This is a genomic window from Peribacillus sp. 05N428 (assembly GCF_056397085.1).
This window is the reverse complement of sequence record NZ_JBFTMS010000005.1, coordinates 40,916-57,897: the sequence shown is the minus strand read 5'-3', so window position 1 is coordinate 57,897 and position 16,982 is coordinate 40,916. Positions and strand designations below refer to the sequence as shown.

Here is a 16,982-nt window from a genome sequence, read left to right as displayed (position 1 = left end):
TAGCTCAAATACCGTTATTGAAATGCATGTTATCGCTTGCTTAAAAATTCGCAAAAAGGTATACCAAAGTACGGGCTTTGGTATACCTTTTTTGTTTTGTAACTTATAGGGCTTAAACAAAAAAAGAGACCTTTCATTTTCGAAAGGTCTCTTTATATCCATCATCCATTACGTTCAATTTGCATTTTTTCTCTGTTTGCTTTTTCTTTTTCGATATTTTTCTGTCTTGAAATCCCGGCAAACAGGATTCCAATAACCACTATCGCTTCAAATCCATATTTAATGAATGGATTTGCAAAGTAGTCGTGCATGAAAGGTTCAGCTACGATCATTTTAGCAGCTGTCCAGCCTAGTATTCCCGCACCAATTATTATGATGAATGGGAAGCGTTCGATCAGTTTCAGGATCAAAGTGCTTCCATACATCACTACTGGAATTGATACAAGTAAACCGATTACCACTAAAGTGAAGTTACCATGAGAAGCACCTGCAACAGCTAGGACATTGTCCAATCCCATCAATGCATCTGCAATAATGATGGTTTTTATAGCAGCCCACATCGAGTCCGCAGGCTTCACATCATGTTCTTCTTCATCGATAAGGAGCTTATAAGCAATCCATACAAGAAGTAATCCCCCTATTAAATGCAGTCCTGGCACCTCTAATAGCCAAACAACCAACAGCGTTGCGATGATCCTTATCACTATTGCCCCGACCGCTCCCCAAATTATCACCTTTTTTTGCTGTTCTTTCGGAAGCTTTCTTGCAGCCAATCCAATAAGGATTGCATTATCACCGGCTAGAACCAAATCTATCATAATGATCGCTAAAAGTCCTGAAATGAATTCACCTGTTAAAAAATCCAACACAATTTCCTCCTTTTTCACAAAAATAAAGAGACCTCTGCCAAATATGGCAAAGGTCTCGCTAAGCACTAAATGAATTAGGCCAATAAAGCCGGTGGGGTTCCCACGTAATGACGACTTTATTTCAGGTTATCCCTGACGCTACTCCCCTTCACGGGAATATAAGAATATGTAATTCTTTTAATATCTTTTCATTAGGAAACTAACAAGAAAAAATATCACTAATCCAGTATACCAAAAATACAAATAAAATAAAGAAAAAAATAAGAGATAGGGAGAATATTCATGAAATTAATTTTACTAAAATCCTTTCAAAGGCTAATTTCAGTCGATCATCCCTTCTAGATATTGGCATAATTCGTTTCCTAGGTTCGGGATACCGCTCAAATCCTTCCCCCATAGATATTGATTACTTAATGTCGCCTCTATCAATTGTCTAAGCGGGATTTGCCCCCTCTCATAATTAAGCCATTGTTCACTGAAAAATTCAATTGTCTTTATATCGTCTCTAACGACATAATCTTTACCCGCAAAGCTTTTACCAAGATAAGTCCCCTTCATTTCATTAACCCTATAAAATCGGATCAGGCCCGAAAAACCTCTTACGATACAGTCGGGCAGCGTGCCTTTCGACCTTTGATATTCCTCTAAGGTAGGCAGAAGACGAACTTTGAACTTAGAAATGCTATTCAGCGAAATATCGGTCAGGAGGTGATGTACAAAAGGATTCTTAAATCGCTCAAGAACACTTTCCCCATATAGCTTCATCTCATATTGATCAAAGGGTAATGAAGGAATTATTTCCTTTTCGATGGCATTGCTCAGAAATTGGTTGAATTCCGGATGATCGATTGCCTGTTTCACTTCTTCCAATCCAGATAAAATCCCTAAAGGAGCCAACAAGGTATGTGAACCATTAAGTATCCGTACCTTCCTCATTTGATAAGGCGTTAAATCTTTTACCCAACGCACATTCAATCCGGATTTTCGTAAAGGAAGACGTTGATCAATACTAGGGTCACCTTCAATAGCCCATAAATGGTAGGGTTCTGCCGTATTTAGCAGAGTATCCTTATATCCCCATGCCGCAAATAGTTTTTCTGACTCATTGGCCGGGAACCCTGTAACGATTCGGTCTACAAGCGAGTTTAGGAAGAGATTGTCCCGGTCCACCCAATCAATGAATGACTTGGGTAAATCCCAATCCCTGCCATGCTTAAGAACACATTGCTTCAATGAATCACCATTTCTCTCTAAAAGCTCACATGGAAGCATGATCAATCCTTTTTTCGCATCTCCATTGAAATGCAGATAACGGTGATACAAAAAAGCAGTCAGTTTTCCTGGAAAAGATTCCATCGGCTTTCCTTCTTCCAAAGGTATCGGCTGATATTTGATTCCTGCTTCAGTCGTGTTGGAAACTACAAATTCCAATTCAGGATTTTCTGATAGTGCTAAAAATTCGATCCATTCTTCATATGGATCAATTGCCTTCGAAAAAACGGAAATGATCTCTGTACTTTCCACTTTCTCCCCTTGGTGAAAACCACGTAACATTAATGTATACAGTCCATCTTGCCGCTTCACTTCTTCTATTTTCCCTTTCCCGGCACGGCGGGGTTGGGTCACTGCAATGCTTCCCTTGAAATGACCTTGTTTATTACACTCATGAATCATCCAATTAAAGAAGCCCCGAAGAAAATTCCCCTCACCAATCTGCAATACTTTTATGGGGAAATCCATCTTAAGTGAGGATTGGACAGCTTTTGTATCTTTACTCAAAGGCTTTAGTTGACTTTTATTTATGTTCAATGATAAAAGAACTCCTTTCTTATTGAAATATCCAATTCAGAGTGCGAACTAACAGCATACCTAATGCTTATATTTCGACAATCGCCTTGATCACTTTAGCTTCAGGAGTTAACCACCCTTCAAATTGATTGATCATTTCATCCATATGTGTGCGGTGTGTAATATACTGGCTCATATCCAACAAATCATTTTTCAGCGTATTCACGACATAATCAAAGTCATCCCTTGTTGCATTGCGGCTTCCCATTAATGTAAGCTCTTTACTGTGGAATTCAGGATCATTGAAGGTAATATCCGCTTTAACTAAACCTACATAAATCAATCTTCCCCCGTGAGCAGGATATTTAAATGACTCCATCATTGACTTAGCATTACCTGTAGCATCAAATACCACGCTTGGCATATCTCCATTCGTCAATTGGGCCAATTTCTCCATTGGATTCTCCATAACGTTCAAAGTATAATCGGCATTTGCCCATTTGCCAGCAAACGCAAGGCGTTCATCATTTACATCCATTGCGATCACCTTCGCACCCTGTTCTTTAGCGAATGCCATGACTCCCAAACCAATGGGACCAGCACCAATTACTAGTGCAAATTCCCCTTTATGAATAGCGGCGCGCCTGACTGCGTGAGCCCCGATACTTAAAGGCTCTATCATTGCGGATTGATCAAGTGTGAGACCTTCTGTTTTCACCAAATGATTATAAGGAACCGTAATCCACTCACTCATGCCTCCTTCAGCATGTACACCCAACACTTTCATATCCGTACAGCAGTTCGTTTTTCCAGTTCTGCAAGCCAGGCATTCTCCACATTCCATATAGGGGATGATCGATACTTGATCCCCGACATTAAGCCCAGATTCATTTTCCGGTATGGACTCAATATAACCGGATAATTCATGGCCAAGTATTCGGGGATAGCTAAAAAAGGGTTGATTGCCTCCATAGGCATGGATATCCGTACCGCATATACCTATACGTCGCACACGAATCAAAGCTTCCCCTGAGTTTGGAATAGGTTTTTCCGATTCGATCATCTTAAATTCAAAAGGTTGTTCACAAACGATACTTTTCACTGAATAACACTCCTTTTTTTATAGCTTAATAGAAACCGTGTACTATTAGAGAATGACACCTTCTTTAAAGATGCTTATCTCCCTATATCCGAATTTTTCATTATTCGTTTTCTTTTTACCGGATGAAAGCTCAAGAATGTAATGGAATAAATCGTCCTTTAATTCATCGATCTTTTGACCTTCTATCAACCGTCCGGCATTATAATCAATCCAGTGCTTTTTACGATCGGCTAAATCCGAATTCGTGGCTATTTTTACAGTTGGTACCGGTCCGCCGAATGGTGTTCCTCTTCCCGTAGTGAATAGAACGATATGTGCGCCGGCTGCTGCCAAAGCCGTCACCGAAATCAGGTCATTTCCAGGAGAATTGATTAAATTCAAACCATGCTTCTCTACTCGTTGTCCATATGGGCTTACATCCACTACAGTGGCATGGCCCCCTTTTTGTGTACATCCAAGTGATTTTTCCTCCAGTGTACTTATGCCGCCTTCCTTGTTTCCAGGTGAAGGGTTTTCATAAATTTCTTGATCATGGCGAATGAAATACTGTTTGAAATCATTTATAAGGCTAACGATTTTCTTAAAGGTTTCTTCATCCCTCGCCCTGTTCATCAATATCGTTTCCGCTCCAAACATCTCAGGAACCTCTGTCAATATCGTGGTCCCGCCATTTTCCACAATTAAGTCGGAAACCGCACCAACCAATGGATTAGCGGTAATGCCTGAAAAACCATCTGACCCCCCGCACTTCAAGCCTATTTTCAACTTTGAAACTGGTACGGTCTGGCGTATGAACCCTTCCGCATATTCCACTAGTTCACCCAATAAGCGTAAGCCGCTCTCCAATTCATCTTGAACCTCCTGGGCTTTTAAAAATTTAACCCGACTTGGAGGAAATTCGCCTATGACTTCTTTAAATGCTTCGATTTGATTGTTCTCACATCCTAATCCAACTACTAAAACCCCTGCTGCATTTGGATGTTGAACCAAGGCTGCCAATAGTTTCTGTGTATGGGTCAAATCGTCTCCCAATTGAGAACAACCGTAGGGGTGGGAAAAGTGATGAACCCCATCAATTTGTCGATCTTTAAACTGCTCATTTCCCATTTTAGCGAGAAGTTCACATGTTTTATTGATGCAACCAACTGTGTTGATGATCCAGATTTCATTCCGGATACCCACTTCCCCATTTTCACGGATATATCCTTGGAAGGTATGATTTTGACTGGGTTCTTTTGTATTTTGTCTGCTAGGTTGATAGGAATAATCTAATATGCCATGTAAACCGGATGTCAGATTGTGAGTGTGAATCCAATCTCCAATGGAGAGATCTTCTTTAGCTTTTCCAATCGAATAGCCAAATTTGATTACGTCCTCCCCTCGCTTAACCGGATTCACTAACATTTTATGCCCTTTAGGAATGTCATCACGTGCCTTGATATGGATCATTCCCCTATCTTTTGTTTGAATCTGGAGGCTCTGTCCTTTCTGAATCCCCTCCAAGGAAATAACAACATCATCGTTTGAATGCAATTGAACAAATTTATTCATTTTGTTCCCTCCTTATCATGAGTGAAGAAGTTCTAAAGGTAACGTCAATCCATTCCGAAAGCCCTTTCATTTTTCCCTTGAATTTTTTTAATTTTCAAATCTTCTATTAATTTTAACATCAATTTTTGAAATATTAATTGCGTATTTTGCTATAAATATACTCATTTTTGTTGTATTATACTTTCAGGAGATGAACAAATGAAAAAAATCCATAATGCATTAAATCATGATTTACTCTTCCCATTTTCTTTTGTCTATCAAGATACGAAAAGTCCCCAGAATGAATTGTCCGATCATATGCATGACCATTATGAAATTGTTTATGTTTATAACGGTAAAGGGACCTTTTTTATCGGTGATGTGTTTTATGATATGCAGAAAGGGGATGTATTCCTGATCCCGAATAATACCATTCATAGGGCATTACCGAATAAGGACGACCCTGTCACCTCCACCATTATCTTTTTCAGTCCCACATTAATATATAAAGATGTGGTTGATGATTCTTTTTCATATTTACATTTGTTTGATCTGACAAAAAAGAGTAAGAATTATAAAATATCATTGCCGCAAAAGAAACAAGTAAAGATGGAAGAACAGCTAGAACTCATCCTGCAAGAAACGAATAGCCGATCGATGGGCTCGAGGCATGCTTGTTTGCTGATCGTTCATCAAATCATACTTGATTTATACCGTATCCGGATAAATGGCAAACAAGAATTATCCGAGGGCAAGAGCTATAGTTCAGAATGGATGAAAGATATTTTAATCTATATTAATGAACATATGGATGAACCATTGACGCTGACGATACTTGCACAAAAAGCATTGGTCAGTCCCGCTCATTTTAGCAGGGTTTTTAAGGAAACGACTGGAATTGGGTTAGTCGTGTATCTAAACACGAAAAGGATCATCAAGGCAAAGGAACTTTTACTGGAAACGAATCACACCATTGCCCATATTGCCGAAATGTGTGGTTTTGAAAGCATGCCGCAATTTTATCGTACCTTTAAAAAGTACAATGAAAAGACACCAGCTACATTTCGAAAAGAAAATAGGATCCGCTAGGCATGCCTAATAAACAAGAAAAATTATAATTCATTAAAAATGGAAGTGCCCCCCCTTGATATTTCTTTGGGAGACACTTCCATTCTAACAATCTATTACGCAGGCTTTACTATCGGTCGTACAAAACGGATGACCGCTAGCGATGCAACAACTGCCAATCCACCTGCTAGCAAGAATGCAACTGTGTATGTGCCTGAGGTATCGACAATGTATCCTGTTAACGTCGGTCCGATGATTCCTGCTGTATTTGCCAAGAAATGCATAAAACCTCCAACAGAACCAACATTACCAGGGTCGACGACATCGTTGACGATTGCCCAGTAAATGGCACCAGTCAAATATAGGAAGAAGACGGAAAGTGCGACAAGCGTTACTGCACTGACCGTTGTGGATACAAGTCCAGCAAAACCGATACATACCGCCGATAAGAACAAACAAGTTACTAGCACGAGCTTACGTGAGAATAAAACACCTTTTTGTGCGAATTTTTTATAGAAGAAATCCGACACGAATCCACCCAAAGCTAGTCCGATGAATCCAAAAATCCAAGGAATCACTGTAATGATACTCATATTTTCTACACTTAGCCCGCGTGCATCCACCAAATAGCTTGGGAACCAAGTTAAGAAAAAGAAGAGAATGTAGTTGTAAGAAAAAAAGGCTAGAGCTGTAAATAAAACCGTTTTTTGTTTTAAATAGAAGGTGAATTTCAATTTCCCTTCCGATGTTGCCGCTACATAAGATTTTCCTGTATGCTTCTGTTCTTTTGACTCTTCTGGTTTTTCTTTAACGAACTTCCACCAGCAAATCGCCCATATAAGACCAATTACCATTATGGCAATGAAAGATACTCTCCATCCATAAGAGATGGCAATGAATCCAACTATCGGACCTGCAATGGCGCCACCAAGCGGCGTCCCGCTATTCGTCAAACCAACGACAGATGCCCGTTGATTTGCCGGGAACCAGTTATTCACCATTTTATTGATGGTTGCAGAAAGAGGGCCTTCGCCCATACCAAACAGGATGCGGATGACGATCATACTGGCAAAACCGACAGCAAGTACAAGCGCACCACTGAATAAAGACCAAACGATCATCGCCACGAAAAGCGTAAGCTTAGCTCCCCATTTATCGGACGCCATGCCTCCAAGGAAGTTAAATACGGCATAACCAACGGAAAAGCTACTAAAGATAATTCCCATCTGTGTGGCTGTTAAAGATAAATCATCTTGGATGAACGGAGCTGCAATGGACAGTGCAGATCGGTCCAGATAATTTATTACGCCTGCCAAGAACAAGAATACGATAACCATTCCTCTACCATTTGAAAACATAAAGTACCCCCCTATACATTTCTGTAAATGCAGCAGCATTTTTGGAAACGTTTCCATTTAATAACCAAGAGTAAAACCTAAAGATCTTTAACTAAATCGGTTTAGAATTCCTGTAAAAAAGCGCTTTCTTTTTCACAGGAATCTTACATCCGTTTCTAGCAAGAATTCCTTGAAAGCAAAGTCGGTTTCAAGCGATGCACGCTTGTATCCTCTTTTCCTGTTTTATTGATTTGACTAAGCAGTAACTCCGCTGCCAAGTTGGCCATTTCAATGGCAGGCTGATTAACCGTTGTGATGGTCGGTGTATAGAAACTGGCATATGGTACATCATCGATGCCTATGACAGCTATGTCATCAGGTATATGGATTTCATGCTGTTTCATATAACGCAATACTTCATTAAGTACGATATCATTTCCAGCCAATATGGCTTGAGGCGGCTTTTCCAATTCGAAAAATTCTGAAAGTGCAAGCGGAATTTCGTCTGCATTCACGGTTTTTATATAATCAGAATTGACTGGTATCCCATGTGACGCGAGTGAATCCTTATACCCTTGGATCCGTTCGATTCGAGGGCTGATATCACGTATTATTGAAGTGGTTATGATAGCAATGTTTTCAAAACCCTTTTCAATGAACCGATCTACCGCTAACTTGGAAGCAAGGTGATTATCGAGCATGACTGTAGCAATATTCAATTCTTCGATCGTCCTATCCATGAAAACTATCGGGAATTGATCACTCTTCATACGTTGATATAAATCAAGATTGTCCCCTGTGGGGAAAATGATGATCCCATCCACTTGTTTAGCTCTTAGCATTTCAATATAATTCTTTTCCTTTTCAGGATTGTCATCCGCATTGCAAACGATAATATGGAACCCTTGTTCATAAAAGTAGTTTTCTATCGCTCTAATAACTTGCGTTGAAAACGTATGAAGGATATTGGCAACCACTACCCCAACGGTAAAAGTGGACTTTTGTTTTAAACTTCGCGCTATTATATTAGGCTGATAGTTTAACTCTTCGATTGTTTCTTCAATTTTTTTCCTGGTTTTTTCACTCATATATTCATAGCGTTTGTTCAGGTATTGGGAAACTGTGCTTTTTGATACTTTCGCGTGATTGGCGACATCAGTAATTGTAATGGTTTTCATTTCATTCATCCCTGTCGTGTGATTTCAATATATAAGGAATATTCTATTATAATAAGTAAAGCTTTACAATCACCTTCCGATGCAGTAAAAAAGTCAATTTCCCATACCATGGAACTAATTTAATCACGTTAACTTGTTTGCCTTTTTATAGGAGCTGAATTCAGACACCGGAGTATGCCATGAAACCACCATCGACCGGTACCGTAATTCCTGTGACAAAGCCCGAGTAGGATTCATCAACGAGCCAAAGCAACGTTCCAAGTAAGTCTTCAGGCTGCCCAAAACGCTTCATGGGTGTTGAAGAAATGATTTTATTAGACCTTGCTGTCAGACTGCCATCTTCATTAAGCAGAAGATCCCGATTTTGCTTCGTCAAAAAGAATCCTGGAGCAATGGCATTCACCCGTAAACCTGCTTCGGCAAAATGTACAGCCATCCACATCGTAAAATTATTTATCGAAGCTTTGGCCGCACTGTATGCTGGCACTTTAGTCATCGGAGCGTAGGCACTCATGGATGATACATTTACGATAATTGGTGCTTCCACTTGCAATAACTCTTTCCCAAAAACCTGACTGGCCAAAAATGTACCGGTGAAATTACTGGCAAAAACCTGGGAGAAACCATTTTCATCTAAATCAAAAAAGGATTTCCCTTCCGCTTCTTCCCCATATTTCTCTGGTGCTGTAATGGCATCAGGATGATTGCCTCCCGCTCCATTTATTAATAGATCCACTCTTCCGAACGATTCTATTATTTTTCCTCTTGCATTCTCCAATGAGGCTCTATCCAATACGTCTGCTGCTATGGATATCGCAGTGCCCCCTGTTTGTTCAATGAGTTCGACCACTTCTTGCCCTTTTTCGGCCGTTCTGTTCAATATAGCTATCCTGACACCATGACGGGCCAATTCCACAGCCATTTTCGAACATAAAACACCGCTGCCCCCAGTGATCACTGCCACCCTGTTCGATAAGTTTTCATGGATGGGAATCATGATTTCCCACCTGATTTACCAGCTTCATATGCATCCCATAATCCGAGCAAATACATGATGCCCAATGCTCGGTCATATAAACCGTAACCTGGGCGACAATCTTCACCCCAAATATGGCGGCCATGATCTGGTCTGACATAACCAGTATAATTCTGCTTATTCAATTCTTCCACGACGCCCTGTATATTGATGGATCCATCCTGGGTATGATGGGATGTTTCCACAAAGTCACCATTTTCATAAATCTTCACATTTCGAATATGGGAGAAAGGCGAACGATTTGCATACTTTTTAGCCACTTGGACCATATCATTTTCAGGGTTTGCCCCCATCGATCCAGTACACATGGTAAATGCATTCGACGGTGAGTCCGAAATCGAGATCAGTTTTTCATAGCTCGATTCTCCGGTGATGATTCTTGGCAAGCCAAAAATGGACCATGGCGGATCATCCGGATGAATAGCCATTTTAATGCCGCAAGCCTCGGCAACAGGTAATATTTCTTTAAGGAATATTTCAAGATTGGCCCATAGTTGCTCTTCGTCGACAGTTTTGTAAGCTTCGAATAATTCAGAAATCCGATCCATCTTTTCTGGTTCCCAACCTGGTAAAGTTAAATCGGAAGCTTCCGTCACCGTACGAATCAAATCTTGCGGTTCTAACGTATCCACTTTCGCCTTTTCATAAAATAGGGCAGTTGAGCCATCTTCCAAAGGATGGAACATTTCCGTACGAGTCCAATCAAAAATCGGCATGAAGTTATAACAAATGACTTTCACTCCAGCTTCCGAGAGATTTCGGATCGTCTCTTTGTATTTCTCAATATATATCATGCGGTCTTCGTTACCCAATTTAATCGATTCATGGACATTTACACTTTCTACAACATCCGTGTGAAAACCAAATGATTGGATATATTCGATTTCTTCTTTAATTTCTTCCTTTTCCCATACCTCACCAACAGGTTTTTGGTGTAGTGCCCATACAATCCCTTTCACACCAGGAATCTGTTTAATGTGCTCCAATGTAACGGTATCATTGTCTTTCCCATACCATCTAAATGTAATGTTCATCATGCACCTCCGTCATTCCGCAATCTTTTGCATATATTTTCCGCTTAATTCCACTGCTGCTTCATAGCCGCCATTTTGATAGGCTTTGTTCAAGTCACTGCCGATCCCGATTGCTACCGCACCTGCATTCAGCCAGTCCTTCATGTTATCCAAATTAATTCCGCCGGTTGGCATGATTCTTACATTAGGCAGTGGACCATTAACCGACTTGATGAAAGAAGGTTCAAAATGGTTTGCCGGAAATAACTTCAAAACATCACAACCTGCTTCCATTGCCTTAGCCATTTCTTTGATTGTCATGCAACCAGGCATATAGGGAATGCCGTATCGATTACAAAGTTCGGCTACTCCATTGACAAAATAGGGACTGACGATAAAATTGGCACCAGCTAAAATCGCATGTCGAGCCGTTTCAGAATCAAGTACCGATCCTGCTCCTAAGAGTGCATCCGTATTCTGCAGTTCTTTGAAAGCCTCTTCAATTCCCGGTGTTGTATAAGTCAATTCTATTGCCCGAACACCGCCTTCCACAGCTGCTTTAGACAGTTGTGCCGCTTCCTTTGCATCCTGTCCCCGGATAACAGCTACAACTTTCGTTTCCTTTATTCGATGAATGATTGAATGTTTGTCCATACTCCTGCCCCCCTTTAATTAAAAACGATGATCGCTTTTCGAACTTGTTCGGGATGATTTTCCACAAAATTAAATGCTTCCTGGATATCATCCAGCGAAAAGGTATGGGTTATTAAACCTTCTTGTCTGAGTTTTCCTTCATTTAAAAGTTTAACTACTTTTGGGAACTGATTGGTTTGCAACCTAGATCCTTTAACCGATACTTCCTTTTTGGTGATTGGCAGTTGGGAAACCGATGCAGGCCGTTCATCAAAACCGAGTACGACAATCCGGCCCGCCGTTGATACGACATCAAAGGACAATTCAAATGTCATCGGCAAGCATACTGCATCAATGACGACGTTGGCACCTTCTCCATTCGTCCATTCTTCCACTCGTTTTTGAACATCTTCTTTTCCCGCATGGACGGTGATATCGGCGCCGCTTTCTTTAGCGAATTCCAAACGCTCCTCACTTAAATCCGTGATCATCACTGATGCTCCTTGAAGCTTTGCCATCTTTAATATGCAAATCCCAATAGGCCCAGCTCCCTGGATAAGCACTGTTTCCCCTTCCTCCACTTCGCCTCTCCAAACGGCCTGTGCGCCGATTGTATATGGCTCAGCCAATACTATTTCTTCCCAAGCTAACGCGGAATCCACAACATGTAATTGTTTCTCGGGAAGGACGAACCATTCTCTCATACCACCATCTTCATGTACGCCAAAAACGGACAGTTTTTCACAAACATTTTGGCGGCCTTTGCGGCAGGCGTAACACTTCCCGCAGTAACTGATGGGCTCAATAACAACATGGTCCCCAACTTTTATGCCCACGACGCCTTGTCCAATCTCCACAACTTCTCCCGCTACTTCATGCCCGACGACTCGCGGCAGCGTAGCAAGAGGATTCGTACCATGGTAAATATGCATATCCGATCCACAAATCCCGACTCTTTTTACTTTTACAAGGACATCCGTCGAGTTCGAAATCAGTGGTTTTTCCACTTCTTGTATGATAAGTTCATGAGCTTTCCGTACTTGAACCGCTTTCATTTCTCCCACCTACTTTGTAAGAAATTCATAAACACTTGATGCTATCGTAATACCTTGTTTCAGGTTTTTTTCTTCATTGATTTGTTCAATCTCACCCGGTACATATACGCGATCGAACCCTGGAGCAGGTTCAACCTGTTGCAGCTCTTCAATCATTTGATCCATTTGCTCTAAAAATATATCAGTATCTGTAAAGAATGAAGGATTAATTACACAAAAATAATGCCCCAGCTTTCGTTTCTTATCAAGATCGTCATACATTTTCCCAATGTGCGGGCCAAATGCCGCACCGGCCAATAATCCAGAAAACACATCTACAATTACTGATAGACCATAGCCTTTCGGGCCTCCGAAAGTGGAAAGGGAAACGACTTTATTCGGATCCGTGACCGCAGCTCCATTTTCATCGACACCCCATCCTTCAGGGATTTCCTTTCCTTCTTCGCGTGCCTGGAGAATTTTCCCCCATGCAACATTGGATGTTGCCATATCAAGAATATAGGGTTTCTTCGTTTTGGCAGGAACTCCGTAAGCGATTGGGTTGGTACCAAGAAATGATGTTTTTCCCCCGAACGGGACCACAATTTTATCGGTATGTGACATCGCGATGCCAATCAACTTTGCATCAGCGGCTTTTTGAACGAAATAGCTTAGTGCTCCGCAATGGCTGCTATTAAAAACAGTCACCATGCCCACGCCATTTTCTCTCGCCATATCGATTGCATGGTCCATAGCCACGTCGCTGATCACATGCCCAAATCCATCATCTCCATCAACTACACCGGTAACGGGCCCTGTCTTTTGGAAGGAAATCTGGGCTTCGGGATTTATACCCCCTGCCTGTAAACGGTTCACATAATGCTCTGTTCGCAAAACACCATGGGAATTGACATTTCTGAGATCAGCATGAACCAATACTTCCGCAATTTTCCCGGCAGTTTCTTCATTCAAACCCACTTTGGTCAGCTGCTGTATAACTAATCGTTTTGCTTCCTCGGCTTGTATCGTTACTGTTGCCATTTTCTCTCCCCATTTCTTTCAGCCTACTATCTTTCTATTACAATCTCATTCTGTATGAATGGCATTACTTCATCCAAATATGGTAATCCTTCATTGTCCCCTGCAACAGTGGTGACAAGAGCTCCTACAGCATTTGCGAATGCCAAGCTTTCATCAATTGATAAACCATTAAGGTATCCGTAAATATAACCGGCATCATAACCATCTCCCGCACCAACTGTATCTACAGGTATTACAGGGAAAGCTTCTTTTTCATGCCATTCACTTTTGGTATATAGTTTTGAACCTTGTTTCCCGTCCTTAATGACAAGCTGATCAATAGCATTCACCTTCGCGAATTCAGCCAAAGATTCTTTTGAGTCAGTACCGATGATCAATCTTATTTCATCTAAACCTGTAAGCAAAATATCAACATATGGAAAAATATCATAGTAAACTGATCTTGCTTCCTCGATGGACCATAACTTTAAGCGGATATTCGGATCAAAAGAAACAGGTATATTTTTTTGTTTTGCAATTTCCATTACCCTCTTGGCAATGTTGACATTTTTCGGATCTATAGCCAAAAATACTCCAGTAAGGTGGACTATATCAATCCCTTCAAACATCTTCTCTGTTATATCTCCAGGCTTTAAAGTTAAAATGGGAGATTGATAGCGGTAATAAAATGTCTTTCCGGAACCATCTTCCCGAATTTCTTTAAAGTTAAGAGATGTTGGATATCCATTTACATAGGCCACATCACTCATGTCCACGCCTTCCCCACGAGCGAAATTATAAATAACTTTACCGAACTCATCCTTGCCTAAACGGCTTATCCATTTTGACCGCAAGCCTAGCCTTGCACAGCCAATCGCAAAATTCAGTTCAGCGCCTCCTACTTTTCGTTCAAAACGGTTAACGAATCTTAAAGGTCCTGTCTCTTCCGGATTTAGCGTGATCATGGCGTCGCCCAGCGTTAAAACACCATATTTTGATGACAATACAGTACCTCCTTCTTTCAAACATTCACAAATGGAAACAAAAACATTTGATCATATCACTTTCATTATGCTTATTAGCTAAATCGATTTAGTTTTTTACTAAACCGGTTTGGTAAATCATAAGGAAATTGTAAATGAAAACCCTATCAAAAACAATAGAAAAATTTGATAATTTGTAATTTTATTTTTATTGGATACTATTTCATGTGATATTTCTGCTAAATTTACGATAAAAAATCATATTTCGGAAAACGGACATGAACTGTTTCCTCCCTCTTTTTTAATGATTGACAGTTTCAGATTTTTTTCAATCAAATTTACTCTTTGCTATTAATTTGGAGAAAGTTGTATAATATATCAATTGTTAAATAAGTTTGAAAGGTTGTTTGGAATGAGTTTTTTTAAAATATACATCTTACTTACCGGAATAATGATTACATGGGGGTTAAATGTCTCAGTTATTAAAATTTTAGTTGCGCATACGCAGCCCGTAACGATAACTTCTATGAGAATTTTCACTGCTTCGCTTATCGTCATTATTATCCTTTTCTTCTTTGGACTAATACGCCTTCCTAAAAAAAGTGAACTTTTTTACGTTTTTGGAGGAGCACTTTTAAGTGTCGTTTTTCATCATTATTTTTTAGCTGAGGGATTGACGAAGACTTCCGCCTCGAATGCTGGATTGATTTTGGGCATGGGGCCAATATTGACTGTCATTTTGACCATGATTTTCTTTCGAAAAAAACCCACTTTAATCAAGCTGCTTGGCTTTATATGCGGTTCCCTGGGTGTGAGTTTTACCGTTATGGCAGGAAGCGGAGGACTTCATTCTATTAATCTTGGGGATGTGGATATTTTGCTTTCCATTCTTTCACAGGCATTGAGTTTCATCCTCATTAATAAAGCCTCAAAAACAATGGATCCACGATTACTAACCGGCTACATGATGCTGATCGGGTCTTTTATTCTTTTTGCCATCAGCTTATGGAAGGAACCAGAGGGCTTATCTTCCCTGGCAACCGCACCACCATCCATCTGGGGAGCTTTCTTTTTCTCCGCTATTTTTGCCACCGCCCTCGGGCACATGAGCTATAATTATGCCATTGGTAAGGTAGGCGCAGCCGAATCATCCATATTTCTTAACTTAAACACCTTATTCTCTTTGTTAGGTGCAGCATTTTTCCTTAATGAAGCCCTTGTGCCTGCACATTTCATTGGACTTATCTTCATTGTTTCAGGAGTATTGCTTGGCTCCGGTGCAATTGAAATATGGATTCTCCAAAGGAAAAATAAACGTTTATCTGCCTAACGGCCGGAGCAGAACCTAGATTTCTTGACTTGTAACATATTAACAGATCCTACGACACTGCCATTCTTATAAAAATGGCAGTGTCATGGGGTCTTATTTTTATTGTCGATCCCTTCTTCCAACTACAAATTTTTGCAGAATAATAATTGGAGATTCATTTCCGTTACAATATACCCAGGAATTTGCTTGGACATGTCCATTGAAGTGTTCCCATTAAGCCAAGCCTTTTTGTCAGTTGTGGCCCTTTTCTTTCTGAGAAACCTCCTAAAAGACATAATGTCTACTTAGATGAATTAATAAAAATGAAAGAGACTGTCCATGGGTTACAGACAGCCTGAGATTACAGTCATGCTTATAAAGTAAATCAATTAGTCCAGAGCGCAAACAAACCTTCTGTTACACCCAATTTGTATATATAATAAAGTCCGAATGAAAAACTTATAGCTCCCGCCAGCTTGATGAAGATTCGGTTTAAAACGATGTCCTTTCCATTCAAAGCAAACGGTATGCCTAGTAAAGTTGTAAAGCACAGCATGCCAATAATTGTCCCTGTGCCAAATATAATGATATAGATAGATCCCTCGCCTATACCGGTTACGGTCGACATCGTTAGAATGACCATTGCGGCACTGCCCGCGAGACCATGGACGAAACCAATTAAAGCAGACACCAAATAAGGGTGAAATCTATCCTTGTCGTTCGTAATATCAGGGCGCGCTTTAAATAAACTTCTCGCCCCTAGCATAACAAGCATAATACCTACGCCGAATTCCAGCGTCATGCTTAACGACTCTGGAATCTCCCCTTTCATCCAAATGAACATCATACCTATAAGAAATAGCGTACATGTATGACCTATACCCCAATACACCCCCGTTAGAGTGGAACGCGATAATTTTTTCGTATTTCCTGCCGTGGTTGCTACGGCAATAACATGATCCGGCTCTAACGAATGCTTTATCCCCAATAGGAATCCTAATGTAAGAATCGACACCAAACTCATTTCTCTACCACCTCCCCGAGACACTTCCAAACTTCTTCATAGACCCTTGATAGAAGAT

Annotated in this window: 15 protein-coding genes; 2 read left to right on the top strand and 13 right to left on the bottom strand. The window is 40.5% G+C overall.

What is annotated here, in order from left to right; translation table 11 throughout:
• Positions 1-161 precede the first annotated feature (161 nt).
• The 4 genes from AC1DIV_RS06785 to AC1DIV_RS06770 all read right to left on the bottom strand — a co-directional run bounded on the left by AC1DIV_RS06785 (position 162) and on the right by AC1DIV_RS06770 (position 5,310).
• Positions 162-866 carry a TerC family protein gene (locus AC1DIV_RS06785; protein ID WP_053535188.1) on the bottom strand — a complete coding sequence of 235 codons (705 nt, stop codon included), beginning with the start codon at positions 864-866 and terminating at the stop codon, positions 162-164.
• Between the two features lie 324 nt (positions 867-1,190).
• A complete protein-coding gene (locus AC1DIV_RS06780; RefSeq protein WP_340876568.1) occupies positions 1,191-2,678 on the bottom strand; it encodes a tagaturonate reductase in 1,488 nt (495 codons plus the stop codon).
• A 67-nt stretch (positions 2,679-2,745) separates the two neighbouring features.
• Positions 2,746-3,759, bottom strand: coding sequence for a zinc-binding alcohol dehydrogenase family protein (locus AC1DIV_RS06775; protein WP_340876569.1), 1,014 nt, complete (start codon positions 3,757-3,759; stop codon positions 2,746-2,748).
• Positions 3,760-3,804: 45 nt separating this feature from the next.
• The gene (locus tag AC1DIV_RS06770) at positions 3,805-5,310 is read right to left on the bottom strand and encodes a UxaA family hydrolase (RefSeq protein ID WP_340876570.1); all 1,506 of its coding nucleotides are present in this window, start codon (positions 5,308-5,310) and stop codon (positions 3,805-3,807) included.
• Positions 5,311-5,508: 198 nt separating this feature from the next.
• Here AC1DIV_RS06770 and AC1DIV_RS06765 point away from each other — a divergent pair, with 198 nt between their 5' ends.
• On the top strand, positions 5,509-6,378 hold the full coding sequence (locus AC1DIV_RS06765; protein WP_340876571.1) for an AraC family transcriptional regulator: 870 nt from the start codon (positions 5,509-5,511) through the stop codon (positions 6,376-6,378).
• A gap of 95 nt (positions 6,379-6,473) precedes the next feature.
• Here the strand turns inward: AC1DIV_RS06765 and AC1DIV_RS06760 are convergent, their stop codons facing one another.
• From AC1DIV_RS06760 to AC1DIV_RS06725, 8 genes are all read right to left on the bottom strand, one after another.
• Complete coding sequence (locus AC1DIV_RS06760) at positions 6,474-7,715, bottom strand: MFS transporter (RefSeq protein WP_340876572.1); 1,242 nt, start codon at positions 7,713-7,715, stop codon at positions 6,474-6,476.
• 155 nt (positions 7,716-7,870) lie between these two features.
• Positions 7,871-8,872 (bottom strand): LacI family DNA-binding transcriptional regulator, encoded by a 1,002-nt coding sequence (locus AC1DIV_RS06755; protein ID WP_336865903.1) that lies wholly within the window; start codon positions 8,870-8,872, stop codon positions 7,871-7,873.
• 160 nt (positions 8,873-9,032) lie between these two features.
• Positions 9,033-9,869, bottom strand: a complete 837-nt coding sequence (locus AC1DIV_RS06750) for an SDR family oxidoreductase (RefSeq protein ID WP_340876573.1) — start codon at positions 9,867-9,869, stop codon at positions 9,033-9,035.
• Positions 9,866-10,942, bottom strand: coding sequence for a mannonate dehydratase (gene uxuA, locus AC1DIV_RS06745; RefSeq protein WP_054395679.1), 1,077 nt, complete (start codon positions 10,940-10,942; stop codon positions 9,866-9,868). The genes AC1DIV_RS06750 and uxuA overlap by 4 nt, the downstream gene beginning before the upstream one ends.
• Positions 10,943-10,954: 12 nt before the next feature.
• A complete protein-coding gene (locus AC1DIV_RS06740) occupies positions 10,955-11,575 on the bottom strand; it encodes a bifunctional 2-keto-4-hydroxyglutarate aldolase/2-keto-3-deoxy-6-phosphogluconate aldolase (protein ID WP_048679678.1) in 621 nt (206 codons plus the stop codon).
• Positions 11,576-11,589: 14 nt separating this feature from the next.
• Positions 11,590-12,609 carry a zinc-binding alcohol dehydrogenase family protein gene (locus AC1DIV_RS06735; RefSeq protein WP_340876574.1) on the bottom strand — a complete coding sequence of 340 codons (1,020 nt, stop codon included), beginning with the start codon at positions 12,607-12,609 and terminating at the stop codon, positions 11,590-11,592.
• 9 nt (positions 12,610-12,618) lie between these two features.
• Entirely contained in the window at positions 12,619-13,629 is a 1,011-nt protein-coding gene (allD, locus tag AC1DIV_RS06730; RefSeq protein ID WP_048679687.1) for an ureidoglycolate dehydrogenase, read from the bottom strand.
• Positions 13,630-13,655: 26 nt separating this feature from the next.
• Positions 13,656-14,612 (bottom strand): sugar kinase, encoded by a 957-nt coding sequence (locus AC1DIV_RS06725; RefSeq protein ID WP_323597165.1) that lies wholly within the window; start codon positions 14,610-14,612, stop codon positions 13,656-13,658.
• A gap of 391 nt (positions 14,613-15,003) precedes the next feature.
• Here AC1DIV_RS06725 and AC1DIV_RS06720 point away from each other — a divergent pair, with 391 nt between their 5' ends.
• Positions 15,004-15,921 carry a DMT family transporter gene (locus tag AC1DIV_RS06720; protein ID WP_477576046.1) on the top strand — a complete coding sequence of 306 codons (918 nt, stop codon included), beginning with the start codon at positions 15,004-15,006 and terminating at the stop codon, positions 15,919-15,921.
• 364 nt (positions 15,922-16,285) lie between these two features.
• Here the strand turns inward: AC1DIV_RS06720 and AC1DIV_RS06715 are convergent, their stop codons facing one another.
• Positions 16,286-16,924 carry an urease accessory protein UreH gene (locus AC1DIV_RS06715; protein ID WP_340876576.1) on the bottom strand — a complete coding sequence of 213 codons (639 nt, stop codon included), beginning with the start codon at positions 16,922-16,924 and terminating at the stop codon, positions 16,286-16,288.
• Positions 16,925-16,982 lie beyond the last annotated feature (58 nt).

What these genes read in the sequence shown, in the direction of transcription:
- AC1DIV_RS06760 (WP_340876572.1), bottom strand. Translation starts at nt 7,715, where the DNA reads ATGTTTTCAAATGGTAGAGGAATGGTTATCGTATTCTTGTTCTTGGCA.
- AC1DIV_RS06740 (WP_048679678.1), bottom strand. Translation starts at nt 11,575, where the DNA reads ATGGACAAACATTCAATCATTCATCGAATAAAGGAAACGAAAGTTGTA.
- AC1DIV_RS06735 (WP_340876574.1), bottom strand. Translation starts at nt 12,609, where the DNA reads ATGAAAGCGGTTCAAGTACGGAAAGCTCATGAACTTATCATACAAGAA.
- AC1DIV_RS06715 (WP_340876576.1), bottom strand. Translation starts at nt 16,924, where the DNA reads ATGAGTTTGGTGTCGATTCTTACATTAGGATTCCTATTGGGGATAAAG.
- AC1DIV_RS06720 (WP_477576046.1), top strand. Translation starts at nt 15,004, where the DNA reads ATGAGTTTTTTTAAAATATACATCTTACTTACCGGAATAATGATTACA.
- AC1DIV_RS06750 (WP_340876573.1), bottom strand. Translation starts at nt 9,869, where the DNA reads ATGATTCCCATCCATGAAAACTTATCGAACAGGGTGGCAGTGATCACT.
- AC1DIV_RS06755 (WP_336865903.1), bottom strand. Translation starts at nt 8,872, where the DNA reads ATGAAAACCATTACAATTACTGATGTCGCCAATCACGCGAAAGTATCA.
- uxuA (WP_054395679.1), bottom strand. Translation starts at nt 10,942, where the DNA reads ATGAACATTACATTTAGATGGTATGGGAAAGACAATGATACCGTTACA.
- AC1DIV_RS06765 (WP_340876571.1), top strand. Translation starts at nt 5,509, where the DNA reads ATGAAAAAAATCCATAATGCATTAAATCATGATTTACTCTTCCCATTT.
- AC1DIV_RS06770 (WP_340876570.1), bottom strand. Translation starts at nt 5,310, where the DNA reads ATGAATAAATTTGTTCAATTGCATTCAAACGATGATGTTGTTATTTCC.
- allD (WP_048679687.1), bottom strand. Translation starts at nt 13,629, where the DNA reads ATGGCAACAGTAACGATACAAGCCGAGGAAGCAAAACGATTAGTTATA.